Origin of the sequence: Bradyrhizobium sp. PSBB068 (assembly GCA_016839165.1) — a bacterium.
Lineage (GTDB): Bacteria > Pseudomonadota > Alphaproteobacteria > Rhizobiales > Xanthobacteraceae > Bradyrhizobium.
In genome coordinates this window covers 7,125,554-7,152,078 of sequence record CP069300.1, presented here as the reverse complement: position 1 = coordinate 7,152,078, position 26,525 = coordinate 7,125,554, and the positions used below count along the sequence as shown (strand labels likewise).

Annotated in this window: 26 protein-coding genes; 12 read left to right on the top strand and 14 right to left on the bottom strand. The window is 65.5% G+C overall.

Features of this window, described 5'->3' with window-relative positions; genetic code table 11:
• Positions 1–163: 163 nt before the first annotated feature.
• From JQ507_33165 to JQ507_33155, 3 genes are all read right to left on the bottom strand, one after another.
• Positions 164–2,416: a response regulator gene (locus tag JQ507_33165; GenBank protein ID QRI69646.1), complete on the bottom strand. Its 2,253-nt coding sequence runs from the start codon at positions 2,414–2,416 to the stop codon at positions 164–166.
• 103 nt (positions 2,417–2,519) lie between these two features.
• Positions 2,520–3,038 carry a hypothetical protein gene (locus JQ507_33160; GenBank protein ID QRI69645.1) on the bottom strand — a complete coding sequence of 173 codons (519 nt, stop codon included), beginning with the start codon at positions 3,036–3,038 and terminating at the stop codon, positions 2,520–2,522.
• Positions 3,039–3,168: 130 nt separating this feature from the next.
• The gene (locus JQ507_33155) at positions 3,169–4,719 is read right to left on the bottom strand and encodes a YifB family Mg chelatase-like AAA ATPase (GenBank protein QRI69644.1); all 1,551 of its coding nucleotides are present in this window, start codon (positions 4,717–4,719) and stop codon (positions 3,169–3,171) included.
• A gap of 223 nt (positions 4,720–4,942) precedes the next feature.
• On the opposite strand from JQ507_33155, the gene JQ507_33150 reads away from it, so the two are divergent.
• Positions 4,943–5,686 carry a hypothetical protein gene (locus JQ507_33150; GenBank protein QRI69643.1) on the top strand — a complete coding sequence of 248 codons (744 nt, stop codon included), beginning with the start codon at positions 4,943–4,945 and terminating at the stop codon, positions 5,684–5,686.
• A gap of 74 nt (positions 5,687–5,760) precedes the next feature.
• On the opposite strand, the gene JQ507_33145 is transcribed toward JQ507_33150, so the two are convergent.
• The 4 genes from JQ507_33145 to rsmI all read right to left on the bottom strand — a co-directional run bounded on the left by JQ507_33145 (position 5,761) and on the right by rsmI (position 9,237).
• Entirely contained in the window at positions 5,761–6,732 is a 972-nt protein-coding gene (locus JQ507_33145; protein ID QRI69642.1) for an MBL fold metallo-hydrolase, read from the bottom strand.
• Between the two features lie 188 nt (positions 6,733–6,920).
• Entirely contained in the window at positions 6,921–7,868 is a 948-nt protein-coding gene (gene gshB / locus JQ507_33140; protein QRI69641.1) for a glutathione synthase, read from the bottom strand.
• A gap of 30 nt (positions 7,869–7,898) precedes the next feature.
• A complete protein-coding gene (locus tag JQ507_33135) occupies positions 7,899–8,297 on the bottom strand; it encodes a YraN family protein (protein ID QRI69640.1) in 399 nt (132 codons plus the stop codon).
• Positions 8,284–9,237 (bottom strand): 16S rRNA (cytidine(1402)-2'-O)-methyltransferase, encoded by a 954-nt coding sequence (rsmI, locus tag JQ507_33130; GenBank protein ID QRI69639.1) that lies wholly within the window; start codon positions 9,235–9,237, stop codon positions 8,284–8,286. The genes JQ507_33135 and rsmI overlap by 14 nt, the downstream gene beginning before the upstream one ends.
• Positions 9,238–9,455: 218 nt before the next feature.
• Between rsmI and JQ507_33125 the strand changes: the two genes are divergently transcribed.
• Positions 9,456–10,661, top strand: coding sequence for a penicillin-binding protein activator (locus JQ507_33125; GenBank protein QRI69638.1), 1,206 nt, complete (start codon positions 9,456–9,458; stop codon positions 10,659–10,661).
• A 309-nt stretch (positions 10,662–10,970) separates the two neighbouring features.
• Here the strand turns inward: JQ507_33125 and JQ507_33120 are convergent, their stop codons facing one another.
• The 3 genes from JQ507_33120 to rph are packed head-to-tail and all read right to left on the bottom strand — an operon-like array spanning position 10,971 to position 13,475.
• Positions 10,971–12,128: a coproporphyrinogen III oxidase gene (locus JQ507_33120; GenBank protein ID QRI69637.1), complete on the bottom strand. Its 1,158-nt coding sequence runs from the start codon at positions 12,126–12,128 to the stop codon at positions 10,971–10,973.
• A complete protein-coding gene (gene rdgB / locus JQ507_33115; GenBank protein QRI69636.1) occupies positions 12,115–12,750 on the bottom strand; it encodes an RdgB/HAM1 family non-canonical purine NTP pyrophosphatase in 636 nt (211 codons plus the stop codon). The genes JQ507_33120 and rdgB overlap by 14 nt, the downstream gene beginning before the upstream one ends.
• 11 nt (positions 12,751–12,761) lie before the next feature.
• Positions 12,762–13,475, bottom strand: a complete 714-nt coding sequence (gene rph, locus JQ507_33110; protein QRI69635.1) for a ribonuclease PH — start codon at positions 13,473–13,475, stop codon at positions 12,762–12,764.
• Between the two features lie 182 nt (positions 13,476–13,657).
• Between rph and hrcA the strand changes: the two genes are divergently transcribed.
• Together hrcA and grpE are read left to right on the top strand one after the other, a co-directional pair.
• Positions 13,658–14,746, top strand: coding sequence for a heat-inducible transcriptional repressor HrcA (gene hrcA, locus JQ507_33105; protein ID QRI69634.1), 1,089 nt, complete (start codon positions 13,658–13,660; stop codon positions 14,744–14,746).
• A 163-nt stretch (positions 14,747–14,909) separates the two neighbouring features.
• Positions 14,910–15,515 carry a nucleotide exchange factor GrpE gene (grpE, locus tag JQ507_33100; GenBank protein QRI69633.1) on the top strand — a complete coding sequence of 202 codons (606 nt, stop codon included), beginning with the start codon at positions 14,910–14,912 and terminating at the stop codon, positions 15,513–15,515.
• 39 nt (positions 15,516–15,554) lie between these two features.
• On the opposite strand, the gene JQ507_33095 is transcribed toward grpE, so the two are convergent.
• The 4 genes from JQ507_33095 to JQ507_33080 all read right to left on the bottom strand — a co-directional run bounded on the left by JQ507_33095 (position 15,555) and on the right by JQ507_33080 (position 18,675).
• Positions 15,555–15,977, bottom strand: coding sequence for a VOC family protein (locus JQ507_33095; GenBank protein QRI69632.1), 423 nt, complete (start codon positions 15,975–15,977; stop codon positions 15,555–15,557).
• 76 nt (positions 15,978–16,053) lie between these two features.
• Entirely contained in the window at positions 16,054–16,908 is an 855-nt protein-coding gene (locus JQ507_33090) for an AraC family transcriptional regulator (GenBank protein ID QRI69631.1), read from the bottom strand.
• 21 nt (positions 16,909–16,929) lie between these two features.
• A complete protein-coding gene (gene pncA / locus JQ507_33085) occupies positions 16,930–17,640 on the bottom strand; it encodes a bifunctional nicotinamidase/pyrazinamidase (GenBank protein QRI69630.1) in 711 nt (236 codons plus the stop codon).
• Between the two features lie 99 nt (positions 17,641–17,739).
• A complete protein-coding gene (locus JQ507_33080) occupies positions 17,740–18,675 on the bottom strand; it encodes a hypothetical protein (protein QRI69629.1) in 936 nt (311 codons plus the stop codon).
• A 577-nt stretch (positions 18,676–19,252) separates the two neighbouring features.
• Between JQ507_33080 and dnaK the strand changes: the two genes are divergently transcribed.
• The 8 genes from dnaK (at position 19,253) to JQ507_33040 (ending at position 26,362) form a co-directional block, all read left to right on the top strand.
• On the top strand, positions 19,253–21,154 hold the full coding sequence (dnaK, locus tag JQ507_33075; protein QRI69628.1) for a molecular chaperone DnaK: 1,902 nt from the start codon (positions 19,253–19,255) through the stop codon (positions 21,152–21,154).
• A gap of 160 nt (positions 21,155–21,314) precedes the next feature.
• On the top strand, positions 21,315–22,442 hold the full coding sequence (gene dnaJ / locus JQ507_33070) for a molecular chaperone DnaJ (protein ID QRI69627.1): 1,128 nt from the start codon (positions 21,315–21,317) through the stop codon (positions 22,440–22,442).
• A gap of 100 nt (positions 22,443–22,542) precedes the next feature.
• Positions 22,543–23,145, top strand: coding sequence for a methyltransferase (locus tag JQ507_33065; GenBank protein ID QRI69626.1), 603 nt, complete (start codon positions 22,543–22,545; stop codon positions 23,143–23,145).
• A 43-nt stretch (positions 23,146–23,188) separates the two neighbouring features.
• Positions 23,189–23,767, top strand: coding sequence for an NAD(P)H-dependent oxidoreductase (locus JQ507_33060; protein QRI69625.1), 579 nt, complete (start codon positions 23,189–23,191; stop codon positions 23,765–23,767).
• A 6-nt stretch (positions 23,768–23,773) separates the two neighbouring features.
• A complete protein-coding gene (gene pyrF, locus JQ507_33055) occupies positions 23,774–24,496 on the top strand; it encodes an orotidine-5'-phosphate decarboxylase (GenBank protein ID QRI69624.1) in 723 nt (240 codons plus the stop codon).
• Positions 24,497–24,519: 23 nt separating this feature from the next.
• The gene (locus JQ507_33050) at positions 24,520–24,816 is read left to right on the top strand and encodes a DUF1330 domain-containing protein (GenBank protein QRI69623.1); all 297 of its coding nucleotides are present in this window, start codon (positions 24,520–24,522) and stop codon (positions 24,814–24,816) included.
• 63 nt (positions 24,817–24,879) lie between these two features.
• Positions 24,880–25,692, top strand: a complete 813-nt coding sequence (locus JQ507_33045; GenBank protein ID QRI69622.1) for a 4-hydroxy-tetrahydrodipicolinate reductase — start codon at positions 24,880–24,882, stop codon at positions 25,690–25,692.
• A 46-nt stretch (positions 25,693–25,738) separates the two neighbouring features.
• Complete coding sequence (locus JQ507_33040) at positions 25,739–26,362, top strand: 2,3-bisphosphoglycerate-dependent phosphoglycerate mutase (protein QRI69621.1); 624 nt, start codon at positions 25,739–25,741, stop codon at positions 26,360–26,362.
• The last annotated feature ends 163 nt before the right edge of the window (positions 26,363–26,525 follow it).

Genomic DNA, 26,525 nt, shown 5'->3' with positions numbered 1-26,525 from the left:
AGCCACTCAAGCTTGCCACATCACAGCTGTCGTCCCCGCGAAAGCGGGGACCCATAGCCACAGCTGTTTGCGATTCGCAGGCTGTGGCCGCAACCGATCGCCAAACTCGCTTCAGTGGTTATGGGTCCCGGCCTTCGCCGGGACGACGCGGAATTTGCGGCACCTACGCCGCGATATGCCGCCCTGCGGCGAGGCCCGCGAGGGCTTCTTCCAGCTTCTCGCGGTCGAGCGGCTTGATCAGGAAGCCGTCCATGCCGGCCTCGAAGCAGGCATAGCGATCTTCCACCATCGTGTTGGCGGTCAGCGCCAGGATCGGCGTCCGGCGTCCGGACAGCCCGCCGGATTCTTGCGCGCGGATCTGCCTGGTGGTCTCGATGCCGTTGAGGCGCGGCATCTGGATATCCATCAGCACGAGATCGTAAGGCGTGCCGGCCGATGTCGCCGAAAGCCAGGATTCCATCGCCTGCTCGCCATTGGTCGTGATGACCACGTCGTGGCCGAGCCGCGCGAGCAGCGAGCGCATCAGGAGCGCGTTGATCTCGTTGTCTTCCGCAACCAGGATCGAGAGCCCCTTGCCTGCCGGCGCGGCCGCCGGTGCGGTCGGCGCGGGCTCGGTGACAGCCTCGATCACAAGGCTTGGCGCGGCGATTTCCGGTGACGCGGTCAGGCGCGCGGCGAGCGACGATGCGCGCAATGGCTTGACCAGATAGCCGGTGAACATCGCTGTCTCGAAGGCCGCGAAGTCCTGCCGCGTCGCCGGTGTGACCATCACGATGCGATGCGTTGCGTGGATGCGGGCCGCTTCGGCGAATGCCTCGATCGCCTGCGTGCCGAGCGTGTGGTCGATCAGCACCGTGTGCCAGCTTCGCTCCGGCAGCAGCGCTTCGGCGACATCGGCATCCGACACGATGCAGGTCTGCGCGCCCCAGCGCTGCAGCCGCCGCGAGATCAGCGACGCCTCGATGCTGTGCGGCGCGACCAGCATGATCGACTGGCCGGCGAGATCGGGCGCGGTGAAGCCGTCGGCCTCGCCGGTGTCGGCGGCGGCGAGCGGGATCGACACCTCGAAGGTCGAGCCTGAACCGGGCGTGCTTGCCAGCGTGATGCGGCCGCCCATGCGCTTGACGATGCGGTCGCTGATCGAGAGGCCGAGACCGGTGCCGCCATAGCTGCGGGCGATGCGGTCGTCGGCCTGCTCGAACTCCCGGAAGATGCGCTGCTGCGCCTCCGGTGCGATGCCGATGCCGGTATCGCGAACCAGGAAGCTGATCTCGTTCGGCCAGATCCCGGGCTCGACGATCAGCGCCACGCCGCCGGTCGCGGTGAACTTGATGGCGTTGCCGGCGAGATTGAGCAGCACCTGGCGCAGCCGCGCGGCGTCGCCGGTCACCTGCATCGGCAGCCGCTCGTCGACATAGGCGGCGATCTCGATGCCTTTGGTTTGCGCGCGCGGCGCCAGCAGTTCGGTGATGTCCTCGATCAGGCCGGACAGCGCAAAGGCGCGGTGTTCGAGATCGATCTTGCCGGCTTCGATCTTGGAATAGTCGAGCAGCTCCTCGATCAGCGCCATCAGCGCATCGCCGGAGGTCTTGACCGCCTTGACGTAGGTCACCTGCTCCGGCGTTAGCTGCGTGTCCATCAACAGCCCGCTCATGCCGATGATGCCGTTCAGCGGCGTGCGGATCTCGTGGCTCGCCATCGCCAGGAAGCGCGACTTGGCGCGGTTGGCGGCGTCGGCCTGATCACGCGCCTCGGCCAGCGCGCGCTCGCTCTCGGTGCGGTCGGTGACGTCGCGGCCGACGCTCTGCATCTCCGCCGGCGCGCCGGCATCGTTGCGCACGAGGCCCTCGCGCCAGGCGATCCAGCGCGGTCCGAGCGGTCCGTCGATCTTCTGGTCGTAGACCCGCGTGCCGTTGGATTCGAGCGCGGTGTCGCCCTGCTCGAGCACCTTGAGCGTGTCGGTGCTGCCGATCAGTTCGCTGCGGGAAGTCTGCGCCAGCTCGCAATAGGAGTCGTTGGCATAGGTGATGCGGCCGTCGAGGTCGCGCAGCACGATCAAATCGTCCTGCGCCTCGAACAGGGTGGAGGCGCGCTGCTCGGCTTCCTGCAGTTCCCAGTTGCGGTCGGCCATCGCCTCGTTGTGCATGGCGATGGTGCGCAATCTCGTGCGCATCAGCCGCAGGCGGATGCCGAGCGTCACGATCCAGAGGCAGGCCAGCGCGAACAGGAAGCTGACGCCGATCGCGAATGTATTGGGGTCATAGCCGCTCTGTTGCGAGAGGGCGCCGGAAATGAAGCCGAACGCGCTGCCGAACGCGATGGAGAAGATCGTGAAGGAGCGGATGATCGTCGCGACCCAGGAATGGCGCCGCAGGAAGCGGCGAAAGCGCAACTTGATCCGGAAGAAACGCCCCATCAATGGTGGTCCTGAGAGTACCCGTTCTGGTGCCGACGATGCGTCGGCGATCTTGCAAAGTGCTTGAGGTTGGTGGCCTTTTCGGGCAGCCCTCGGAACAGGGTTAGCGGAGGGTTAACTGCGCCATGGTCTGGCGGCGGAAGCGCGTGTGAGGTGCGAGCGATGCCGCGTCGAGGCGGCGATGGCCGCCGCGGGCGCTGACGATCAGGGCCGCGGCATCGCGCGCGGAGAACGTCTTCGACTGCACGTAGACGCGGTAATCGAACGGACCGTCGTGGGAAAGATAGATGACCGGACCGGTTGCGGTCGGCTCGCTCGAAATCCCGATCAGCTGCGGCACCGCGTTGCTTTCGCAGGCGCCGGCCTCGGCATCGTCGATGTCGTCGATCACGGTGAAGTCGGCCGCGTCGGCGCTGTCGGCGATCCGGACCCGGACGGTGGCAAGGTCGGGGTCGTCGGTGAAGCTGACGTGAAGCTGCGCCTGCCAGGGCACCGATGCGATCTGCATCGTGGCGCCGCCGGCCTCGATGCAGGGCCGGGGACCCGGCAGGAATTCAGCGCGGGCAAATACCGCGGCCACGGCAAGCGGGACCACCGAGGCCAGAACCTTCATACGCAACATGACACAACTCGCTCGACCCAAGCGTGCCGCGGATCGCGGTGCTTATGGTTTGCGGAGCGTAAATGAGAGTGGTTACCGTGCAGTTGACGCGCGCGATTCCGCCGCGAATTGAAACAGGCTTGGGTCTTGGTCAGGCGGCGCGGCGCAAATCGTCGGCCAATGCACGATAGGACAGCGCTTCGGCGAGGTGCAGCCGGCCGATCGTCTCCGCGCCGTCGAGATCGGCGAGCGTGCGCGCCACCCGCAGCACGCGGTGATAGCCGCGCGCGGTGAGGCGCATGGTGTCGGCCGCCTCGCGGAGCAGCTTCTGACCGTGCGCGTCGGGCTGCGCGATGGTCTCGAGCAGCGCGCTCGGTGCTTCCGCATTGGTGCGGATCTGCGGCATGCCGGCCGCAGCATAGCGTGCGAGCTGGATGTCGCGCGCCGCCGCAACACGCGCGGCGACCTCGGCCGAGCCCTCCGCCGGCGGCGGCAGGATCAGGTCCGCCGCGGTCACGGCGGGCACCTCGATCCGCAGATCGATGCGGTCCATCAGCGGGCCCGAGATCCGCATCTGGTAGTCGGCGGTGCAGCGGTCGACAGGTGCGCGCTTGCAGGAATAGCCGGGCTCATAGGCGTGGCCGCAGCGGCACGGGTTCATCGCCGCGACCAGCATGAAGCGCGCCGGATAGGTCACGCGATGGTTGGCCCGGCTCACCGAGACCTCGCCGTTCTCCAGCGGCTGGCGCAGCGAATCCAGCACCCGCGGATCGAACTCCGGCAATTCGTCGAGGAACAGCACGCCCTGATGCGCGAGCGAGATCTCGCCCGGCTTGGCGCGCATGCCGCCGCCGGTCAGCGCGGCCATGCTGGCGGAATGATGCGGGCTGCGGAACGGGCGCCGCGCCGTCAACGCGCCGTCGCGGATCTCGCCGGCGACGGAGGCGATCATCGAGACCTCGAGCAATTCGGACGGCGACAGCGGCGGCAGGATCGAGGGCAGCCGCGCCGCCAGCATCGACTTGCCGGCGCCGGGCGAGCCGATCATCAGCAGATGATGCCCGCCGGCGGCCGCGATCTCGAGCGCGCGCTTGGCGCTCTCCTGGCCCTTGATGTCGCGCAGGTCGAGCAGCGTTTCCTCGCGCGCCTCGTTCTGGTCTTGCACCTTCGGCTGCGGCCGCGACAGCAGCTGCGTGCCCTTGAAGTGGTTGGCGATCTGGATCAGCGAGTGCGCCGCGATGATCTGGATGTCCGGGCTTGCCCAGGCGGCTTCCGAGCCGCAGGCGGCCGGACAGATCAGCCCCTCGTCGCGCGAATTGGCGCCGATCGCGGCGGGCAGCACGCCCGCCACGGCTGCGATCGAGCCGTCGAGCCCGAGTTCGCCGAGCACGGTGAAGCCGCTCAGCGCATCCGGCGGGATCGCCCCGATCGCCGCCATCAGGCCGAGCGCGATCGGCAGGTCGTAATGGCTGCCCTCCTTGGGCAGGTCGGCCGGCGCGAGGTTGACCGTGATGCGGCGGGCGGGCAGCGCCAGCCCCGAGGCGATCAGTGCCGAGCGCACCCGCTCGCGCGCCTCCGACACCGCCTTGTCAGGCAGGCCGACGATCGTAAACGCCGGCAGTCCCGGCGCGACCTGGACCTGCACGTCGACCGCGCGGGCCTCAATCCCCTCGAATGCGACGGTGGAAACCCGCTGGACCATGCTGCCCCTATCTTCCGCAATTAAGGGTAGTGGAAACTGGTGGAAAGCGCAAGAACATTACGGGAACAAACTTCAGCGGCAACCTCCTCATGGTAAGGATGCTGCCGACGAAGCTCTTGTGAACTGAAGTGAGGGCAATGTGTCCCGTTACAGCCAACTCTACATTGATCAAGCAGGACCGGTATCGGACAGCCCGCGCGCTCGCCGACGCGTCGGAAAGCTGATGGAGAGAGTCACCACCGACGACACCACGCCAGAACTGCGAGATCTCTTGGAGCGCGAGTTGGGAATTCGGGTAAAGGCTACCTACAATATCGAATGGATCTCATTTTGCGAGAAATGCGACGTTCGCGACTTTCTTGATTGCATTACACTCGCCAATACTTTCTTCGTAAAGAGAGGCCAATCGGCCGGAGCACGCCTTTGGCAGCTGGAGGTTCGGCGCATCTTTACTGAAGAACGCCTTGCGTATGAAATCGATGAAAGTTGCGTTGTCCATCCAGCCGTAGACCAAGAATTTCAGAGGAACCGTCGGTCCACCTTGGCTGGACTCCAGAATGCCCGATATTCGAACAGCCTAGCGGCATTCGAACGAATATCCGACCAACTGGCGGAGCAGCCTCCTAATGGAAAAGACGCTTGGCGAGCAATTTTTAGCGCGGTAGAGGGGCTTTTTCGTCTGATGTTTCCTTCTGCGCCCCAGTTAAATGCCGGAGCTGCGGAAACTCACCTAGGTTCGACTATTCAGCAGACGCACGCGAACGACGCAACCGCAATGCGAGCAGCTAACAAACAGCTGGCATCGTTCAGGGACTGGATAGATTCCTCGCACAATTATCGCCATGAGCAGGGTAGTGAAGAGCCGGTTCAGCCGCCCATTGATCTCGCGATTTTGGCGATAAGTAATGGTACCGCGTTCTTGCGCTGGCTTATTCACTTGGATCAAGCAAATAGCGCTAAGCCTTGAAGGTGCCTGATGTGAGATATTGTTAGCTTTTCCGTGAGGGTGACAAGCTGTCACCCTCACGGAGCCTCGTACGATTACAGCGTCATCTGCATCGGCTCTGGATAGTAATGAAAACCCTCGCCGGCCTTGGCGACGTGGCCGTAGCCGGGCCAGGCGAAGTGATAGGACATCACAGGCGTCTTGTTGGCGGCCAGCGTCTCCAAGAGCTTGACCCGCGAGGCCGCCGCCTGCTTCGGGTCGGTGTCATAGGAGAATTCCATCCGCGGCCGCTCCAGCAGCAGCACCGCGTGATGCGAGAGGTCGCCGAGGAAGGCGAACGACTTGCCGCCCGAGCTCACCATGAAGATGGTGTGGCCCACGGTGTGGCCGGGCGCTGCGATCGCGGTCACGCCGGGCAGGAATTCCTGGCCGTCCTTGAAGAACACGATGCGGTCGCGCACCGGCAGCAGGTTCTTGCGGGCGTGCACGACGAAGTCCTTCAGCGGACTGCCCATCTTGCCTTCGTCGGTCCAGAAATCGAGATCGCTCTGCGCGATGTAGTATTGCGCATTCGGGAACAGCGGCTTGTCGTCGGCGCCGACGATGCCGCCGATATGATCGATATGGGCGTGCGACAGCACGACGGCGTCGATGTCCTCCGGCTTGATGCCGGCTTCCTGCATGCTCTTCTGCTGCCGGCCGGTGGTCGGACCGAACGCCTTGGAGGTGCCCATGCCGGTATCGAACAGGATCAATTTGTCGCCGGTGTTGACGATCGGCGAATTCTGCTCGAGCACGACATTGTCGGGCGAGAGAAAATTGTCGGAGAGCATCTTCTTCACCTCTTCCTTCGGCACGCCGGTGAAGGTGCCGGAGGGATCGCCGAGCGGAAGCGGACCGTCGGAGACGACGGTCACTTCGGCATCGCCGAGCACGAAGCGGTGCCAATAGGGTGTCTGGGTGCCGAGCTTCGGCGCGCGCGCCGAAGCGGTGCCGCCGAGCAGTGTGCTGGCGCCGAGACCGGCGCCGAGCGCGAGCAAGGATCGTCGTGAGACATTGAGCGTCATAACGTCTTCCTCCAAATTTTTATGAGTTTGTTGCGTTGTCGCCCGCGTTGGCCCGCCGCTTGACCTGACACAGGCAAGAGGATGCTGCCCGCGCCTGCGCAAGCTGGCAAGAAGAATAAGGAGAGCGCAGGCGCGACAAAGCGCTGGCTCAAATTCAGCCGGCATGTGCAACGCACAAGGGAGGAGGATTATTTCGCGGCGCGCTTCTTCTCGATGGTATCCCAGATCATCGCCGCGACATCGGGACCATTGAGCCGCTGGATGGCGCGGATACCGGTCGGCGAAGTCACGTTGATCTCGGTGAGGTTGCCGTCGATCACGTCGATGCCGACGAACAGCAGGCCGCGCTCGCGCAGCGCCGGTCCGAGCGTGGCGCAGATTTCGCGCTCGCGATCCGACAGCTCGGTCGCCTTGGCCGCGCCGCCGCGCACCATGTTGGAGCGCAGATCATCCGCCGCCGGCACGCGGTTGACGGCGCCGGCGAATTCGCCGTCGACCAGGATGATGCGCTTGTCGCCATGCTTCACCTCGGGCAGGAAGCGCTGGATCACCCAGGGCTCCTTGAAGGTGACCGAGAACATGTCGAACAGCGAGCCGAAATTCATGTCCTGCGGCATCACGCGGAACACCGCGGCGCCGCCATGGCCGTGCAACGGTTTCATGACGACGGCGCCGTGCTGGTCGCGGAACGCATTGATCTCGTCGAGGTCGCGCGAGATCAGGGTCGGCGGCATCAGCTGCGGGAAATTCATCACGAACAGCTTTTCCGGCGCGTTGCGCACGCTGGCCGGATCGTTGACCACCAGCGTGTTCGGATGGATGCGCTCCAGAAAGTGCGTCGAGGTGATATAGGCGAGGTCGAACGGCGGATCCTGCCGCAGCAGCACGACGTCGAAACCGTTGAGCGCCTCGCGCTTCGCTTCGCCCAGCGTGAAGTGATCGCCGACCTCGTCGCGCACGGTGAGCGGCTGCACCGGCGCCACCAGCTCCTCGCCGCGCAGCGACAACTTGTCGGGCGTGTAATAGGAGATGCCGTGGCCGCGCTTCTGGGCTTCGAGCAGCAGCGCAAAGGTCGAATCGCCGCGGATGTTGATGCGCGCGATGGGATCCATCTGGACGGCGATCTTCAATGTCATAGGCGTATCCCGAGAGGTCTGAGGGTAACTTTAAGGGCTGGCGTCGAATGCCGCTAACAGATGGCGCGGCAGGCTCCTCGGCGCAATCAGCACGGCATCGAACCTGAGGTCAAATTCGGCATGTTCGGGATGCGCCATCAGCCAGGCCTGGGCGGCATTGACGATGCGCTGCTGCTGGCGCGGCGTCACCGCATAGGCGGCCTCATCGAGGCTGGCGCGGGCCTTGACCTCGACGAAGGCGACGAGGTTGCGCCGGCGCACGACGAGGTCGATCTCGCCATAGGGGGTGCGGAAGCGCCTTGCCAGGATGCGATAGCCCTTGGCGATCAGCAGGGCCGCGGCGCGGCTCTCGGCCGACAGGCCGGTGCGGAAAGCGGCGACGCGCTCGGGCGAGGCGCTGTCAGTCTTCGCGCTGTCAGTTTTGGCCATCGCCGTCCCCGACGGTTTTGGCGAGCTCGAGGGCGCGGGCATAGACCTCGCGGCGCGGCCGGCCCGACAGCTCGACCGCATGCGCGACCGCATCCTTGACGCTGCCGCGGGCGAGCTGCGCGCGCAGCAGGTCGTCGAGCGCATTCTCATCCATCACCCCGGCATCGTCCGCCGGCGGCCCGATCACGAGCACGAATTCGCCGCGCGTCTCCAGCGCGTCCGCGTTTGCCGCAAGCTCGGCGACCGGCGCGCGCTTGACCTCCTCGTGCAGCTTGGTCAGCTCGCGGCAGATCGCAGCATCGCGATCACCCATGATCGCGGCGAGGTCGCGCAGCGTGTCCTGCACGCGATTGCCGGATTCGAACATCACAAGCGTCGCATCGATTCGGGCGAGCTCATTGAGCCGCGCGCGGCGCGCATGCTCCTTCGCCGGCAAAAATCCCTCGAAGAAGAACCGGTCGGTCGGCAGCGCCGCAACCGACAGTGCCGTCAGCACCGATGACGGCCCGGGCACCGCGATCACGGCATGCCCGGCGGCGCAGACCTCGCGCACCAGCTTGAAGCCGGGGTCCGATATCAGTGGCGTACCGGCATCGGATACCAGCGCGATCGCGGCGCCCTGCGCCAGCCGCTCGAGGATCTTGGGACGGGCCTGCGCGGCATTGTGCTCATGATAGAGCGCGAGCTCCGCGCTGATCGCGTAACGCTCGGTCAGCCGGCGCGTAATCCTGGTGTCCTCGCAGGCGATGACATCGACCCCCGCCAGCGTCTCCAGCGCCCGCAGGGTGATGTCGGCGAGGTTTCCGATCGGGGTCGCCACCAGATGAAGCCCGGGCCTGGCCTTGGGTGCGGCCAGCTGCTGGCCGCCGATCGAAAAGCTTCTGGCGGCAACGCCCGTCGTGGCATCCGAATGGTGGAGGGAACTGGCTTTTGCGCGCATAATGGCAATCTAGAGGGACGGCGGCGCTTCCGCCATCCGCAAACGGCGGCGGAGAGGCCGTCGCCAGGGAAGGAAATGAAGGCAGCGGCAAGGGCGCCGCGGGGCCATAATCCTTTTGTTTTAGTTAACTATTCGCCGACAATATGCCTGAATCCACCCGCCTCATCAGGGCTGGGTGGAGTCCTGGCCGATCATGGTCGGCCAAGAGAAGAGAGACGATGGAAGGCCCGCATCACCGCAAGTCCCCACCCGATGGCACGACCCGGCGAACCGCGCTTGGTCTGATTGCAAGCGCGCCGTTGCTCGCGGCCTGTTCCGGTATCCAGCAGAGTTTAAGCCAGTTTTCCAGCGGTAACCCGGAAGGCGTTCCTGCCGGTCCGCAGCAGCAACCGCAGGCGGTCGGGACCGGACAGGTCAAGATCGGGCTGATCCTGCCGCTGTCGGCGGCAGGCAATGCCGGGCTCGCCGCGCAGTCGATGCGCAACGCCGCCGAAATGGCGCTGGCGGAATTCCAGAATCCGAATATCCAGCTCCTGATCAAGGACGATGGCGGCAGCCCGCAGGGCGCCGCGCAGGGTGCCCAGCAGGCGCTGTCCGAAGGCGCCGAGATCATCCTGGGGCCGCTGTTCGCAGGCTCGGTGCCATCAGTCGCGCAACTGACGCGGCCGCGCGGCACCTCGGTGATCGCCTTCTCCACCGATTCGAGCGTCGCCGGTCGCGGTGTCTATCTGCTCAGCTTCCTGCCGGAATCCGACATCAACCGTATCGTCGATTACTCCGCGGGCATCGGCAAACGCTCGTTCGCCGCGATGGTGCCGGACAACGCCTATGGCAACGTGGTCGAGGCCGCGTTCAAGCAGGCGGCCGGCCGCAAGAACGGCCGCGTCGTCGCCTTCGAGAAATATGGCGCGGACCGCGCCGCCGCGGCGCGGACGGTGGCGCAATCGCTCGGCCAGGCCGATGCGCTGTTGATTGCCGACGATGGCGATTCTGTTGTCGCGACCGCCGACGCGCTGACCGCTGCCGGCGCCAATCTGCGCAACATCCAGCTGCTCGGCACCGGGCTGTGGGACAATCCGCGGGTGTTCGCGAGCCCGGTCTTGCAGGGCGGCCTCTATGCGGCACCCGATCCCTCCGGCTTCCGCAGCTTCGCCGGCCGCTATCGCACCAAATTCGGCGGCGAGCCGGTGCGCACCGCGACGCTCGCCTATGACGCCGTGGCGCTGATGGCGGCGCTGGCACGCACCCAGGGTGCGCAGCGCTTCGCGCCGGAGACGCTGACCAATCCGTCCGGCTTTGCCGGCATCGACGGCCTGTTCCGTTTCCGCTCCGACGGCACCAACGAGCGCGGCCTCGCGGTCATGAAGGTGGCATCCGGCGGCAGCACGCCGGTTGCGGGTTCGCCGAAGAGTTTTGGGGCTTAATTTTCGTCAGCCGGTCGAACCGTCTTGTCGAGCGTCGGTGCCCGCCGGCTGCTTTGCATGGGGTTGTTTTCGATATTTTGGCAGCGGATGCCTAAAGCGGGATGAGTTTCGGTGGAATCGGCTTAGCCCGGTCTTGGTTCACCTCTCCCCGCCGGGGAGAGGTCGGATTGCGAAGCAATCCGGGTGAGGGCTCTTGCTCTCTCGATAGACCGTAAACCCTCACCCGATTTGCTGCGCAAATCGACCTCTCCCAAGGGAGAGGTGAATCGTGTTCGTGGCCAAACCGATTCAACCCAACTTCATGCCGATCTAAGCCGCGAGATCCGCGACGACGGCGTCGAGCACCGGGAAGCCCGATTTGGTCACGCGCAGCCGTCCGTCGGCATCGACGGCGATCGCGCCTTCCTCGCGCAGCATCGCGATCCGGTGCGGATCGAGCTTTCGGCCGGAGAGCTGCGCATAACGCTTGGGATCGATGCCCTCGGCGAGCCGCAGTCCCATCAGCAGGAATTCGTCGGCGCGCTCCTCGCTGTTGAGGCTGTCATCGGTGACGACGCCATGACCGCGCTCCTCGACATTGAGCAGCCAGGCCTCGGGACGCCGCTCGGTCGCGGTCGCATGCCTGACGCCATCGATGTCGAGCCTTCCATGTGCACCGGGGCCGATGCCGGCATATTCCTCGCCGCGCCAATAGACCAGATTGTGCTTGCACTCGGCGCCGGCGCGCGCGTGGTTGGAGATCTCGTAGGCCGGCAATCCCTCGCGGGCACAGACCTCCTGCGTCACGTCGTAGAGCGCGCGCGAGGTCGCTTCATCCGGCGTCTGCAATTTGCCGGCGGCGTGCAGCCCGAAGAACGGCGTGCCTTCCTCGATCGTGAGCTGATAGAGCGACAGATGCTCGGCCGCTTCCGAGATCGCCTGCTTCAATTCATCGGCCCACATCCGCGGCGTCTGGTCGGGGCGGGCGTAGATCAGATCGAACGAGTAGCGGTCGAACGCCGAACGCGCGATCGCAACCGCATCGAGCGCCTCGCGCGCGGTGTGCAGGCGGCCCAGTGCCTTCAGCGACGCGTCGTCCAGCGCCTGCACGCCGAGCGAGACGCGGTTGACACCGGCGGCACGATAGCCGCGAAAGCGCGTCGCCTCGACGCTGGTCGGATTGGCCTCGAGCGTGACCTCGACGTCGCGCGCGACATGCCAGTGCTTGCCGATCGCATCGAGCACGGCGCCGACCGTCTGCGGCTGCATCAGCGACGGCGTGCCGCCGCCGAGGAAGATCGAAGTGACCTCGCGCCCCGGCACCCGCGCCGCCGTGGTCTCGATCTCGCGGGCGAAGGCGCGCACGAAGCGCGCCTCGTCGACCGGCGCATGCCGCACATGGCTGTTGAAGTCGCAATACGGGCATTTCGACAGGCAGAACGGCCAGTGCACGTAGACGCCGAAAGCTTCTCGTTCAGCGTGGCTCAAGGCAGATCTCCGCGAGCTTCACGAAGGCGCGGGCGCGATGCGACAGGCCGAGCCCGAGCGGCGGCAAGCCGTGTTTCTCGATGCTGGTCATCTCGCCGAAGGTCCGCGTGTAACCGTCGGGCAGGAACGCCGGATCATAGCCGAATCCGGCAGTGCCGCGCGGCGGCCAGACCAGGGTTCCATCGACCCGGGCCTCGACCTCTTCGAGGTGATCGTCGGGCCAGGCCACGCACAGCGCGGAGACGAAATGGGCCTTGCGCTGCTCCGGTGCGGTGGCGCCGCGCTCCTGCAGCAGCCGCTCGATCCGCGTCATCGCCGCCATGAAGTCCTTGCCCTCGCCGGCCCAGCGCGCCGAGTAGATTCCCGGCGCACCGTCGAGCGCGTCGACCACGAGGCCGGAATCGTCGGCGAAGGCCGGCAATCCGGTCGCCTTCGCTGCGGCGATCGCCTTGATCGCCGCATTGGCGCGAAAGCTGTCGCCGGTCTCCTCGGGCTCAGCCAGATCGAGCTCGCCGGCCGACACCGCCTCGACGCCATGCGGCGCCAGCAGTTCCCGCATCTCGGCAAGCTTGCCGGGATTGTGGGTGGCGATCACGAGCCTTCCGGTGATTCGGCGATGCATGACCAATCTGACTACGCCACCGCGATCTTTTGCAAGTCGACCAGACGCGCGACACCTTTGCGTGCCAAGGCCATCAGCGCCAGGAATTCGTCTTGCGAGAACGGCGTCTTCTCGGCGGTGCCCTGCACCTCGATGATGCGGCCGTCGCCGGTCATGACGAAATTGGCGTCGGTATCGGCCTCGGAGTCCTCGGCATAGTCGAGGTCGAGCACCGGGGTGCCCTGGTAGATGCCGCAGGAGATCGCCGCCACGTTGTCGCGCAACACGTTGGTCTTCAGCATGTTGCGGGTCTTCATCCAGTTGATGCAGTCGGCCAGCGCCACCCAGGCGCCGGTGATCGAGGCGGTGCGGGTGCCGCCATCGGCCTGGATCACGTCGCAATCGACCGTGATCTGGCGTTCGCCGAGCGCTTCGAGATCGACGGCGGCGCGCAGCGAGCGGCCGATCAGCCGCTGGATCTCGACCGTGCGGCCGCCCTGCTTGCCGGCGGAGGCCTCGCGGCGGGTGCGTTCCAGGGTGGCGCGCGGCAGCATGCCGTATTCGGCGGTGACCCAGCCGCGGCCCTGGCCCTTCAGCCATGGCGGCAGCCGCTCTTCCAGCGTCGCGGTCACCAGCACATGGGTATCGCCGAACTTCACCATGCAGGAACCCTCGGCATATTTGACGACGCCGCGTTCCAGCGACACGGGGCGCAGTTCATCGGGCGCACGGCGGCTTGGCCGCATGAAATCCTCCAAAAATCCGACAGATAGAGCTGGGCGTGCTTGTAGGAGGGGCAGGGGGCAGCGGCAAGGGTCTTGGCGAGGGTTTTCGGCCCCGGATTGGTCCGGTACCAGAGGGCCGAATGCATGCTTGTCACCGGCCTCCCGGATCGACAAATTAGGTAGCAATTGTGAGGGACTGGAGTGTGACTCACCACGATCCGATCGGCCTGATCGCGCCGCATGCCGGGCTTGCCCAGCTCAACGAGCGTTCGCGGGATATTTTTCGTCAAATCGTCGAAAGCTATCTGGCGACCGGCGAGCCGGTCGGCTCGCGCAACATTTCGCGCCTGATCGCATTACCGTTGTCGCCGGCCTCGGTCCGCAACGTGATGTCGGATCTCGAGCAGCTCGGCCTGATCTATGCGCCGCATACCTCGGCCGGGCGGCTGCCGACCGAACTCGGGCTGCGTTTCTTCGTCGACGCCCTGATGCAGGTCGGCGACCTCACCGAGGCCGAGCGTCAGTCGATCCAGACCCAGCTGGCCGCGGTCGGCCGCGCGCAATCCGTCGAGGCGGCGCTCGGCGAAGCCTTGACGCGGCTGTCGGGGCTGACCCGTGCCGCGGCTGTCGTGCTGACGCAGAAATCGAATGCGCGGCTGAAGCACATCGAATTCGTGCGGCTGGAGCCGGAGAAGGCGCTGGTCGTGCTGGTCGGCGAGGACGGCCAGGTCGAGAATCGCGTGCTGGCGCTGCCGCCGGGCGTTCCGTCCTCGGCCCTTACGGAGGCGACCAATTTCCTCAATGCCCGGATCCGCGGCCGGACGCTGGCCGAAGCGCGGCTCGAGCTCGAGACCGCATTGACGCAGAACCGAGCCGAGCTCGATCAGCTCACCCAGAAAGTGGTCGCGGCCGGCATCGCCAGCTGGTCCGGCGGCGAGAGCGAGGACCGCCAGCTGATCGTGCGCGGTCACGCCAATCTGCTCGAGGATCTGCATGCGCTCGACGACCTCGAGCGGATCAAGTCGCTGTTCGACGATCTCGAGACCAAGCGCGGCGTGATCGACCTGCTCGGCCGCGCCGAGCGCGGCGAAGGCGTGCGGATCTTCATCGGCTCGGAGAACAAGCTGTTCTCGCTGTCGGGTTCCTCGACCATCATCGCGCCCTATGGCGACGCCCAGGGCCGGATCGTCGGCGTGCTCGGCGTGATCGGCCCGACGCGGCTGAATTATGCGCGGGTGATTCCGACCGTCGATTATGCCGCGCGCATCGTCAGCAAGATGCTGGGCGGCTGACTGGGCTGGATTTCGCTTTCATTTGAAGGGTTTTCTTGACCCGAACCGGAGATCCCTGTTGCCGAAGCCGGATGTTGCGCTTGATTTTCGCCGCCTAAAGCACGATATCCCGGCAAGCAATCCCCAAGATTTGAACCGACGCGAGTTTTCGAGAAGGCACGCCATGACCGATCCGAACCGGGCCAATGACAACACCGAGAATTCGGCGCCGACGGGTGAGCCCGTGGTCTCGAAGCCCTACATCATGCCTGACGATCCCGAGGTGGGATCGGCCGAGGCGCTGGCCAAGGAACTCGCCGAGGCGAAGGACCGCACGCTGCGCACGCTGGCCGAGATGGAGAATCTCCGTCAGCGCACCCGCCGCGAGGTCGCCGATGCCAAGACCTACGGCATCACCGGCTTCGCCCGCGACGTGCTCGATATCGCCGACAATCTGCAGCGCGCGATCGATGCCGTGCCGGCCGAGACCAAGGAATCCGCCGATCCCGGCCTGAAGGCGCTGATCGAAGGCGTCGAGCTGACCGAGCGTTCGCTGCTCAACGCGCTGGAGAAGAACGGCGTCAAGAAGTTCGATCCGATCGGCGAGAAGTTCGATCCGAACTTCCAGCAGGCGATGTTCGAAGTGCCTGATGCGTCGGTGCCGTCGGGCACCGTGGTGCAGGTGGTGCAGGCCGGCTACATGATCGGCGATCGCATCCTGCGTCCGGCGCTGGTCGGCGTCTCCAAGGGCGGCGCCAAGGCTGCACCAAGCGCCGACATCACGGTCTGATCCGTCCGACCTTCGAACGATGAGCGCGCTGTCGTGGATTCACGGCAGCGGCTTCTCATGCGCCTTCGGCCAGTAGGTTCCGAAGCTCCAGAGGTTTCCTTCCGGATCGCGGCAGGCGAAATCACGGCTGCCATAGTCGGTGTCGCGCAGTTCCATCTCGATCTTCGCCCCCGCCGCCTTGGCCCTCGCATGCAGGGCGTCGGGATCGTCGACCGCGACATAGATCGAATCGGTGCGCCGGCCATCCATGCCCCCGATCAGCTTGCCATAATCATCGTCGCGGCTCTGGCCGAGCATCAGGATCGAGGAACCGTAGGCCAGTTCGGCGTGATGGATCACCCCGTCGTGGCGATAGACGACGTATTCGGTGAACCCGAATGCCGCCTTGAACCAGCCGACCATCGCCTCGGCATCCCTGCAACGTATCGTCGGGAAGATGCGGGGCGGTTCGATGTTGCTCATGATTGCGCGTTTCCTTTGTTGGTCGCCGGATGGCGCCAATATGCGTAAGGCTGAGTGTCACCGGCTTGAAGGTTTGTTACCGGTCGGCCAGCAGATCGCCGGAATGCGCCAGCCGGCTGTCGGTCATCGCCAACCGGCGTGCCCACGCCGTCGGCGGTTCCCCGGCGAATTCGACAAATTCGCGGACGAGATGGGCCTGGTCGGAATAGCCGCTTTCGGCTGCGATCGCCGCCCAGGCGCGCGGCCCGCCGCGCTGTGCGATCCGGCAGGCCTGGTGAAAGCGCATCATCCGCGCGAGCGATTTGGGGGCGAGGCCGAGCTCCGATCGAAACCGGTCGACGAGGTGCTTGCGGCTCCAGCCGATCTCAGCGGCGAGCGTCGTGATCCTGACCGTGCCCGCGGATCGCGCCAGTCTGCGATAGGCGGCCGCGATCTCCGGCGATGGCGCATGGTTCGCGCGACGAAGCACGAAGTCCTCGATCAGGTCGAAGCGGCGCTGCCAGCAGGTCGTATTGCCGAGCCGCTCGCGGAGCCGCCGCCCCTCGTGGCCGAGCACGTCGCCGAGATCGATCATCCGCCCGGCGAGCTCGGTGACGGTGCCGCCGAAGAAGCGATAGGCGCCGAGCGGCGTGAAATCCACCTGCACGCATTCGGCCCCGCCGTCGGACTCGATATAGACGGGCCCGGCGTGCAGGCCCGCGGCGAAGCTGAGCTGCCGGTCGGACGCACCGGGCTCGCGCGCCAGCGCGATCAGGAACGGCGTGCCGAAACTGACGATCAGCGGGGCGATCAGCGGCGCGGTCTGCCGCCGCGAATAGCGGCCGGCGACGGCCTCGCGATAGCCGGTGATCCCGACAATCAAGCCCGCCATGCGCGGCGACGGCGAGCGTCGCGCGAAGTCGAATGCGACCGGCGCTGAGACAGCGGCCATGCGGGCCTCGCAGCGAAGATCTTAGGCGATATCCGCCGACTGGATGCGCTTGACGCCGGCCTTGGCCATGTCATCCCACGCCTTGGCCAGCGATCCCTGGGTGTCTATGCCGCGGCACGCGTCTTCCACGACATAGGTTTCGAAGCCGGCCTTGCGCGCGTCGAGCGCGGTCCACGCCACGCAGAAATCGGTGGCGAGCCCGGCCACGAAGACCCGCTCGACCTTGCGCGCTTTCAGATAGGCGGCAAGCCCGGTGGTGGTGTTGCCGTCGGCTTCGGTGAAGGCGGAGTAGCTGTCGACGTCCTTGTGAAAGCCTTTGCGGATGATCAGCTCGGCCTGCGGGATCGCGAGATCCTTCGACAGGCCTGCGCCGTCGGTGCCCTGCACGCAGTGGTCGGGCCACAGCACCTGCTTGCCATAGGCGAGGTCGATGGTCTCGAACGGCTTCTTGCCCGCATGGACCGAGGCAAAGGACACGTGGCCGGGCGTGTGCCAGTCCTGCGTCATCACCACATTCGCGAAGCTCTTGGCGATCTTGTTGATGACAGGCACCACCTGGTCGCCTTCCTTCACCGCGAGACTGCCGCCGGGCAGGAAGCAGTTCTGGACGTCGATCACGAGCAGCGCGGCACCATCGTCCGGCTTGATCGCGGCCGCCCAAAGATGTTTGGGAACCAGGGTCCCCAGCACCAACGTGCCGAGGCCTGCAACCACCTGTCGTCGATCCAACATCGCGCCCCTCCTCGCTTTGCGTGATACTGCGCGAGGAGGCTAGTTCCGTTCGGCGAACGACGAAAGTGGGATTTTTCCGACCGGGCCGCGAAAGGCCGGTCAGCCGCGCGGCTGGATGCCGTCGCGCACCGCGCGGAAGCGCGGGAAGGCCTTCTCCCAATCGGTGCGCGGTGAGCTGCCGATGACGCGCACCGACGTTTGCGCGCCGAACCGCAGCCACTGCACGATGGTCACCGGGGTGTTGTCCTTGCCGCTGATGGCGTCGATCCGGGTCTCGAAGCCGGGCTGGCCGTCGATCCGGATCGGCTCGGACATGGTGATCCGCCCGTCGCGCACGCCGGGGATCGTGGTCGCGATCTGCTGGGCGAAGCGGCCGCGGTCGTCGGGCGTGGCGGGGGCCGACCCGATGACGCCGAGCAGCATGAAGGGCTTGGTCTCGAGGCTCTTGTCGTCGCCGTCGGCCATCAGCAACGCTGCGCCCGGCGCCAGCATGCGGATGTTCTTGAAAGCGCTGAGCTCGGTGACCTTGAACGGCATCATACCGAGCTGCTCGTCGACCGGCACCTCGTTGCGGATCTGGGCCGAGGCGAACATCTGCCGCACGGCGTCGTCGGTGTAGATCCTGCTGGCGTTCTCCGGGACCTGCACCGCGACATAGCCGGAGAAGGTCGGTCCCGGCAGGATCATGGAATAACGCCGCACAGTGCTGGCGCCATCGCGCGCGCTCTCCACGGTGTAATAGGCGAGGCCGGCCGGCGTCTCGAGGCTCTCGGGCTTGATGTTTCCGGTGCCGGCGGGGTTGGCCTTGAAGGCGGTCACGACCTCGTTGTAGGCGTCCGCCGGCAGGTCCGCGATCAGGACCTTGACGCCCTGATCCTCGGTCTCGAAGCCGATGAACGACTTGGCCCGGACGAGGCCCACCAGCGGCTTCATCCCGACATGCGCGCCCGGCGGAAACACCACGTCGGCGGCGAAGCCACGACAGGTGGCAGCAATCAGCAAGGCAACCGCAACGAGAACTCGAAAAGGCGTCATGGGGGATCTACCGGTTTTGCTTGGTGGCCGCGCAACGGGGCCGGTGCAGGGCTGGATGGCCTCTTTCAGTCGGACCGCTTTTAGCGGTTTTGATGACCCTGCAACAGGTCGCCAAATCTCCGCTTCGAGCCCACAGGCTCGATTCCGTGGGCTTTTCGCCCCGATTGGCTGGCACTTTCCAGTTTCCCGACATTTCCAAGAATGGTGGCCAGCGGCCAAACAGCGCGCCCTCGACCCGTGCGCCGCTCTCGCATACGATGTTTGTGAGTGTTCACTCAACAGCGCAGACGTCGCGTCTCCGACGTTCGGGTCGACGGCCGGCGGCATCATTGCCGATTTGTTAACTCGGCGGGGGCGCTGGTTGCCACTTGAACCGGCGCCGCGGTCGGACTGACACAATCTTTCAAACGTCAGTCTTTTCAGGCCTCAACGTTGCGTCCAGTCCTTGCGGGCAGAACCCTCTCTCCTATATCAGGCTCACCGTCGCAATATCGCGAGTATGTGAACGTCTGGGGGTTCGGTACGGAGCGCCGTCAGGGCCCAACCAACCTGCCGTAGCAAAGAGGATATCAAAATCATGGGTAAGGTCATTGGGATCGACCTCGGCACCACGAATTCGTGCGTCGCCGTAATGGATGGCAAGAACGCCAAGGTGATCGAGAATGCCGAGGGCATGCGAACGACGCCGTCGATCGTTGCCTTCACCGACGATGGCGAGCGCCTCGTCGGACAGCCGGCGAAGCGCCAGGCGGTGACTAATCCCGAGCGTACGTTCTTTGCGGTGAAGCGCCTGATCGGCCGCCGCTATGACGACCCGATGGTCGAGAAGGACAAGAAGCTCGTTCCCTACAAGATCGTCAAGGCATCGAACGGCGACGCCTGGGTCGAAGCCGACGGCAAGACCTATTCGCCCTCGCAGGTCTCGGCCTTCATCCTGCAGAAGATGAAGGAGACCGCTGAGGCGCATCTCGGCCAGAAGGTCGATCAGGCCGTCATCACCGTTCCCGCTTATTTCAACGACGCGCAACGTCAGGCCACCAAGGATGCCGGCAAGATCGCCGGCCTCGAAGTGCTGCGCATCATCAACGAGCCGACGGCTGCCGCGCTCGCCTACGGTCTCGACAAGTCGAAGTCCGGCACGATCGCCGTGTACGACCTCGGCGGCGGCACCTTCGACGTCTCGATCCTCGAGATCGGCGACGGCGTGTTCGAGGTGAAGTCGACCAACGGCGACACCTTCCTCGGCGGTGAGGATTTCGACATGCGCCTGGTCGGCTATCTCGCCGACGAGTTCCAGAAGGAGCAGGGCATCAACCTGCGCAACGACAAGCTCGCTTTGCAGCGCCTGAAGGAAGCTGCGGAGAAGGCCAAGATCGAGCTGTCGTCGACCACGCAGACCGAAATCAACCTGCCGTTCATCACGGCTGACCAGACCGGTCCGAAGCATCTGACGATGAAGCTGACTCGTGCCAAGTTCGAGGCGCTGGTGGCCGATCTCGTCGAGAAGACCATCGAGCCGTGCCGCAAGGCGCTGAAGGATGCCGGCCTGACCGCCGGCGAGATCGGCGAAGTGGTGCTGGTCGGCGGCATGACCCGCATGCCGAAGATCCAGGAAGTGGTGAAGCAGTTCTTCGGCAAGGAGCCGCACAAGGGCGTCAATCCCGACGAGGTCGTCGCGATCGGCGCTGCGATCCAGGCCGGCGTGCTGCAGGGCGACGTCAAGGACGTGCTGCTGCTCGACGTGACCCCGCTGTCGCTGGGCATCGAGACGCTGGGCGGCGTGTTCACCCGCATCATCGACCGCAACACCACGATTCCGACCAAGAAGAGCCAGGTGTTCTCGACCGCCGAAGACAATCAGGGCGCCGTGACCATCCGCGTCTTCCAGGGCGAGCGTGAGATGGCGGCCGACAACAAGATGCTCGGACAGTTCGACCTGATGGGCATTCCGCCGGCTCCGCGCGGCATGCCGCAGATCGAGGTGACCTTCGACATCGACGCCAACGGCATCGTCAACGTCTCGGCCAAGGACAAGGCGACCGGCAAGGAACAGCAGATCCGGATCCAGGCATCCGGCGGTCTGTCCGAGGCCGACATCGACAAGATGGTCAAGGACGCCGAGGCCAACGCGGCCGAGGACAAGAAGCGCCGCGAGGCAGTCGACGCCAAGAACCATGCCGACGGCCTGGTGCATTCGACCGAGAAGGCTCTCGCCGAACACGGTTCGAAGATTCCGGAGACCGATCGCCGGGCGATCGAAGATGCCGTCAGCGACCTCAAGGAGGCCCTGAAGGGCGACGACGCCGAGGCGATCAAGGCCAAGACCAACACGCTGGCGCAGGCTTCGATGAAGCTCGGCGAGGCCATGTACAAGCAGCAGGCCGAGGCCGATGCGGCCAAGGACGCTGCCAAGGATGACGTTGTCGACGCGGAGTTCACCGAGGTCGACGACGACAAGAACAACAAGAAGTCTGCCTGAGCGGGCTTGCGATCATGACCCTCACGCCAAAGAGCACGCGCCGCGTCTCGGAGGAGTGGGGGTCATTTTTCTTTAAGGCGATCGCTGCATCTTCCAGACAGGCGCAATCCTTGACGCGATCCTATTGGCGATCGCGATGAACTTCGGACGGAATTGAAGGATGTCCACCAAGCGCTGCTATTACGAGACCCTCGAGGTCGAACGGAACGCGGACGAGACCAAGCTCAAATCGGCTTTCCGCAAGCTCGCGATGAAATGGCACCCGGACAAGAATCCCGGCGACGCCACCAGCGAAGTCCGCTTCAAGGAAATCAACGAAGCCTATGAGGTCTTGAAGGACGGCGACAAGCGCGCCGCCTATGACCGTTTCGGCCATGCCGCCTTCGAGCAGGGCATGGGCGGCGGCGGCCCCGGTTTCGGCGCTGGCTTCGCCTCCTCCTTCTCCGACATCTTCGAGGATCTGTTCGGCATGGCCGGGCAGCGCCGCAGCGGCGGCCGCGAGCGCGGCGCCGACCTGCGCTACAACATGGAGATCACGCTCGAGGAGGCCTTCCAGGGCAAGACCGCGCAGATCGAGATCCCGGTCTCGGTGACCTGCGAGTCCTGCTCCGGCACCGGCGCCAAGGCCGGCACCAAGCCGAAGACCTGCTCGCATTGCGGTGGCGCCGGCCGGATTCGGCAGGCCCAGGGCTTCTTCACGCTGGAGCGGACCTGCCCCGGCTGCCAGGGCCGCGGTCAGATGATCGAGGATGCCTGCACCTCCTGCGCCGGTTCCGGCCGGGTGACGCGCGAGCGCACGCTCTCGGTCAACATTCCTCCGGGGGTCGAGGACGGCACCCGTATCCGGCTCGCCGGCGAAGGCGAGGCGGGGGTCCGCGGCGGGCCGCCCGGCGACCTCTACATCTTCCTGTCGCTGACCGCGCACCAGTTCTTCCAGCGCGACGGCGCCGACCTGCATTGCCGCGTGCCGATCTCGATGGTCACCGCAGCCCTCGGCGGCGAGTTCGAGGTGCCGACCATCGACAAGGGCCAGACCAAGGTGAAAGTGCCCGCCGGCACCCAGTCCAGCCGGCGATTCCGCATCGCATCGAAGGGCATGCCGGTACTGCGCTCGCGCCAGACCGGCGACATGTATGTCCAGGTCGTGGTCGAAACCCCGCAGAATCTGACCAAGAAGCAGCAAGAATTGCTGATGGAGTTCGAAAAACTCTCGTCCGGCGCAACCCAGCCGGAGGCAGCGGGTTTCTTCTCTAAGGTCAAGGACTTCTTCGGAAGTCGCTCCGTCTAGCCGGAGTCGTTACGCTTGACCGTAACGACTTCGATCTATACGTGTTTATGACTGTTTTCTGACAACCGCTCGATTGTGCGCGGTCCCGCCTGGTAGCGACATGCCTCTGCAATCGTCCGTGCGTGCGTCGAAGAAGCCCCTCCGTCTCGACGACGAGGTTCGTTTTCTCCGTTCATGGATCGAGAAGCCGCTGCACATGGGCGCGGTGATGCCGTCCGGACGGCTGCTCGCGCGCACCATGGCGCAATATGTCGATGCTGACGCCGAAGGGCCGGTCGTCGAGCTTGGGCCCGGCACCGGAGCGATCACCAACGCGCTGATCGAGCACGGCGTCGATCAGAAGCGGCTCGTCCTGGTTGAGTATAATCCCGGTTTCTGCGCGTTGCTGCGCGAACGCTATCCGCAGGCCAAGGTCGTGCAGGGCGACGCCTACAGGCTCCGCGACACGCTGTGGGACGTCATGAAGTCTCCGGCGTCGGCCGTGGTCTCCGGCCTGCCGCTGGTCACCAAGCCGATGCTCACCCGCCTGAAGCTGATCCGCGACGCCTTCCTGGCTCTCGCGCCCGGCGCGCCCTTCGTCCAGTTCACCTATTCGGTGGCGCCCCCGATTCCGAAGTCGCTGCCCGGCGTGTCCACAGAGGCCTCGGAGCGGATCTGGATGAACCTTCCGCCGGCGCGGGTCTGGGTGTATCGCAAGGGTTGATCGCCCCGCGCCGGGGTGCACGCCCTGGACCTGCGACTTCAAAATGTCCGCGCTGAAAATCCTCGTGATCCCGGGATCGCTTCGATCCGGCTCGCTCAACACGAAGCTCGCCGCCGTGCTGGCGCACGAGCTCGCGCAGTCGGGCGCCGACGTCAGCCGCATCTCGCTCGGCGACTTTCCGTTGCCGATCTATGACGGCGACCTGCAGGCCAAATCGGGCGTGCCGCAGCACGCCGTCAATCTGAAGCGGATGATCGGCGCCCATCATGGCGTGCTGGTCGTGACGCCGGAATACAATTCCTCGGTGCCGGCGCTGGTGAAGAACACGATCGACTGGGTGAGCCGCGTGCAGGACCCGCAAGAGGCCCGCGGCCAGGTGTTCCGCGAGCGCGTGTTCGCGATCGCTGCGGCATCCGGCAACCGGCTCGGCGGCATCCGCGCGCTGGCGGCGCTGCGCCTGATCCTGTCGGCGTGCCACGCCACCGTGATCCCGAACCAGCTCGCGCTGTCATTCGCCGAGCAGGCCTATGACGATATGGATCGTCTGAAGCACCAGGCCGACATCGACACGATGCGCGCGCTGGTGCGGCAGCTGATCGACCATTCTCAACGCATGATGTGAGGTGACATGCAGCCAGCCAAGATCGCTTCAAAGATCGCTCCGAAAGATCGGTTGATTGTGGCGCTCGATCTGCCGTCCGTCGCCAGCGCCGAGGCGATGATCGACCGGCTCGGCGACAGCGTCACCTTCTACAAGATCGGCTACCAACTCGGTTATGCCGGTGGCCTCGCGCTGGCGAAGCAGCTCGCCGGCAGCGGCAAGAAGGTGTTTCTCGATCTCAAGCTGCACGACATCGGCAACACCGTTGCGCGCGGGGTCGAGAGCGTCGCGGCGCTCGGCGCGACCTTCCTCACCGTGCATGCCTATCCGCAGACCATGAAGGCGGCGGTCGATGCGCGCGCCGGCTCTGGCCTCAAGATCCTCGCGGTGACGGTGCTGACCTCCTACGACGACAGCGACCTGCACGCCGCAGGCTACCGCCTCAACGTCTCCGATCTGGTCGAGGCGCGCGCCAGGCAGGCACAGGCGCTCGGTGTCGACGGCCTCGTCAGCTCGCCCGAGGAGGCCGCCGCCCTGCGCAAGATCGTCGGCGATCAGATGAACCTGGTGACGCCGGGCATCCGCCCCGCGGGCTCGGCGACCGGCGACCAGAAGCGCATCATGACGCCGGCCCGTGCCATTGCCGCCGGCGCCGACTATCTGGTGGTTGGCCGCCCGGTGATGGAAGCCGCCGATCCGAAGGCCGCAGCCGAGGCCATTCACGCCGAGGTCGCCCAGGCACTGACCTGAACCAACAACACGGGAGAACAGAGATGGCGAAGGGATACTGGATTGGACGCGTCGACGTTCACAATGACGAGGGCTACAAGCCCTACATGGCCGCCAACCCGGCCATCTTCCAGAAATTCGGCGGCAAGTTCATCGTCCGTGGCGGCAAATTCACCAGCGTGGAAGGCCAGAGCCGCTCGCGCAACGTCGTGATCGAATTCCCGGACTATCAGACTGCCCTGGCCTGCTACAACTCGCCGGAATACCAGGCGAACATCAAGGTGCGGCAGCCCCATTCGATCGCCGACCTCATCGTCATCGAGGGACACGACAACCCGTAGCCTGGCAGCCGGTTCGGTTGCCGGAACAGCCATGGCTCGCTATACGGCATGCAGAGGTGAGCCATGGCTGACATGCGTTTGATCGTTGCGGGAGCCGGCGGCCGGATGGGCCGCACGCTGGTGCGGGTGATTGACGAAACCCCGGGGGCGGTGCTGGTCGGCGCGCTGGAAGCGCCGGGCTCGGAATTGCTCGGCAAGGATGCCGGCGTGCTTGCCGGTCTCCCCGCCAACGGCGTCAAGCTGTCGGCCGATCTGTGGTCGATGTCGGCCAACGCCGACGGCATCCTCGATTTCACCGTGCCGGCCGCGACCATCGCCAATGTCGCGATCGCGGCCGAACGCGGTCTGGTTCACGTCATCGGCACCACCGGCCTGTCGCCGTCCGATGATGCGGTGATCCGCAGCGTCACCGACCGCGCCATCGTGGTGAAGTCGGGCAACATGAGCCTCGGCGTCAATCTGCTCGCGGCGCTGGTCAAGCGCGTCGCGCAGTCGCTCGACCAGAGCTTCGACATCGAGATTCTCGAGCTGCACCACAAGCAGAAGATCGACGCGCCATCGGGCACCGCCTTGATGCTCGGCGAAGCCGCCGCCGCCGGCCGCAAGATCGCGCTGGAGCAGCATTCGGCGCGTGGCCGCGATGGCCTGACCGGCGCGCGGCGCGCCGGTGACATCGGCTTTGCATCGTTGCGCGGCGGCACCGCGGCCGGCGATCACAGCGTGATCTTTGCCGGTCCTTCCGAGCGCATCACGCTGTCGCATCATGCCGAGGATCGCGCGCTGTTCGCGCAGGGCGCGCTGAAGGCGGCGCTGTGGGCGCATGGCAAGAAGCCCGGCATGTATTCGATGACCGACGTTCTCGGGTTGAGCGACTGAGACCGCTCGACGAGATCAAATCCAAATCAGCGAAACGGAATCTGAAATGAGTGATCGTCTTCTTGTGCTGGTTCGTCACGGTCAGAGCGAATGGAATCTGAAGAACCTGTTCACCGGGTGGAAGGACCCTGACCTCACCGAGCAGGGCATCCGTGAGGCCAGGGACGCGGGCCGCAAGCTGAAGGCGCAGGACCTGTCGTTCGACGTTGCCTTCACCTCCGACCTGACCCGCGCGCAGCATACGCTGAAGCTGATGCTGGAAGAGATCGGCCAGACCGGACTGCCGACGACGAAGAATCTCGCGCTCAACGAACGCGATTACGGCGATCTCTCGGGCCTCAACAAGGATGACGCCCGCAAGAAGTGGGGCGAGGACCAGGTGCTGATCTGGCGCCGCTCCTACGATGTGCCGCCGCCCGGCGGCGAAAGCCTGAAGGACACGCTGGCGCGCACGCTGCCTTATTACGTGCAGGAGATCTTGCCCGGCGTGCTGCGCGGCCAGCGCACGCTGGTCGCCGCTCATGGAAATTCGCTGCGCGCGCTGATCATGGTGCTGGAGAAGTTGTCGCCGGAGCAGATCCTGAAGCGCGAGCTCGCGACCGGCGCGCCGGTGGTCTATCGGCTCAATGCGGATTCCACCGTGGCCTCGAAGGTCGATCTGGCGGGCTGAGCTAAGCGATGGACCCGTCATCCCCGCGCAAAGGCTCTGCCTTTGTCGCTGGAGGAGCGCGCCCTTGCGCGCGTCTCGCAGGATGCACGGCCACCAGCCGGGCCGTCGACCCTTCGAGACGGCCGCTGTGCCGCCTCCTCAGGGGTGACGGTGAAGGAGTGTG

What these genes read in the sequence shown, in the direction of transcription:
- JQ507_33165 (QRI69646.1), bottom strand. Translation starts at nt 2,416, where the DNA reads ATGGGGCGTTTCTTCCGGATCAAGTTGCGCTTTCGCCGCTTCCTGCGG.
- JQ507_33160 (QRI69645.1), bottom strand. Translation starts at nt 3,038, where the DNA reads ATGTTGCGTATGAAGGTTCTGGCCTCGGTGGTCCCGCTTGCCGTGGCC.
- JQ507_33155 (QRI69644.1), bottom strand. Translation starts at nt 4,719, where the DNA reads ATGGTCCAGCGGGTTTCCACCGTCGCATTCGAGGGGATTGAGGCCCGC.
- JQ507_33150 (QRI69643.1), top strand. Translation starts at nt 4,943, where the DNA reads ATGGAGAGAGTCACCACCGACGACACCACGCCAGAACTGCGAGATCTC.
- JQ507_33145 (QRI69642.1), bottom strand. Translation starts at nt 6,732, where the DNA reads ATGACGCTCAATGTCTCACGACGATCCTTGCTCGCGCTCGGCGCCGGT.
- gshB (QRI69641.1), bottom strand. Translation starts at nt 7,868, where the DNA reads ATGACATTGAAGATCGCCGTCCAGATGGATCCCATCGCGCGCATCAAC.
- JQ507_33135 (QRI69640.1), bottom strand. Translation starts at nt 8,297, where the DNA reads ATGGCCAAAACTGACAGCGCGAAGACTGACAGCGCCTCGCCCGAGCGC.
- rsmI (QRI69639.1), bottom strand. Translation starts at nt 9,237, where the DNA reads ATGCGCGCAAAAGCCAGTTCCCTCCACCATTCGGATGCCACGACGGGC.
- JQ507_33125 (QRI69638.1), top strand. Translation starts at nt 9,456, where the DNA reads ATGGAAGGCCCGCATCACCGCAAGTCCCCACCCGATGGCACGACCCGG.
- rdgB (QRI69636.1), bottom strand. Translation starts at nt 12,750, where the DNA reads ATGCATCGCCGAATCACCGGAAGGCTCGTGATCGCCACCCACAATCCC.
- rph (QRI69635.1), bottom strand. Translation starts at nt 13,475, where the DNA reads ATGCGGCCAAGCCGCCGTGCGCCCGATGAACTGCGCCCCGTGTCGCTG.
- grpE (QRI69633.1), top strand. Translation starts at nt 14,910, where the DNA reads ATGACCGATCCGAACCGGGCCAATGACAACACCGAGAATTCGGCGCCG.
- JQ507_33095 (QRI69632.1), bottom strand. Translation starts at nt 15,977, where the DNA reads ATGAGCAACATCGAACCGCCCCGCATCTTCCCGACGATACGTTGCAGG.
- JQ507_33090 (QRI69631.1), bottom strand. Translation starts at nt 16,908, where the DNA reads ATGGCCGCTGTCTCAGCGCCGGTCGCATTCGACTTCGCGCGACGCTCG.
- pncA (QRI69630.1), bottom strand. Translation starts at nt 17,640, where the DNA reads ATGTTGGATCGACGACAGGTGGTTGCAGGCCTCGGCACGTTGGTGCTG.
- JQ507_33080 (QRI69629.1), bottom strand. Translation starts at nt 18,675, where the DNA reads ATGACGCCTTTTCGAGTTCTCGTTGCGGTTGCCTTGCTGATTGCTGCC.
- dnaK (QRI69628.1), top strand. Translation starts at nt 19,253, where the DNA reads ATGGGTAAGGTCATTGGGATCGACCTCGGCACCACGAATTCGTGCGTC.
- dnaJ (QRI69627.1), top strand. Translation starts at nt 21,315, where the DNA reads ATGTCCACCAAGCGCTGCTATTACGAGACCCTCGAGGTCGAACGGAAC.
- JQ507_33065 (QRI69626.1), top strand. Translation starts at nt 22,543, where the DNA reads ATGCCTCTGCAATCGTCCGTGCGTGCGTCGAAGAAGCCCCTCCGTCTC.
- JQ507_33060 (QRI69625.1), top strand. Translation starts at nt 23,189, where the DNA reads ATGTCCGCGCTGAAAATCCTCGTGATCCCGGGATCGCTTCGATCCGGC.
- pyrF (QRI69624.1), top strand. Translation starts at nt 23,774, where the DNA reads ATGCAGCCAGCCAAGATCGCTTCAAAGATCGCTCCGAAAGATCGGTTG.
- JQ507_33050 (QRI69623.1), top strand. Translation starts at nt 24,520, where the DNA reads ATGGCGAAGGGATACTGGATTGGACGCGTCGACGTTCACAATGACGAG.
- JQ507_33045 (QRI69622.1), top strand. Translation starts at nt 24,880, where the DNA reads ATGGCTGACATGCGTTTGATCGTTGCGGGAGCCGGCGGCCGGATGGGC.
- JQ507_33040 (QRI69621.1), top strand. Translation starts at nt 25,739, where the DNA reads ATGAGTGATCGTCTTCTTGTGCTGGTTCGTCACGGTCAGAGCGAATGG.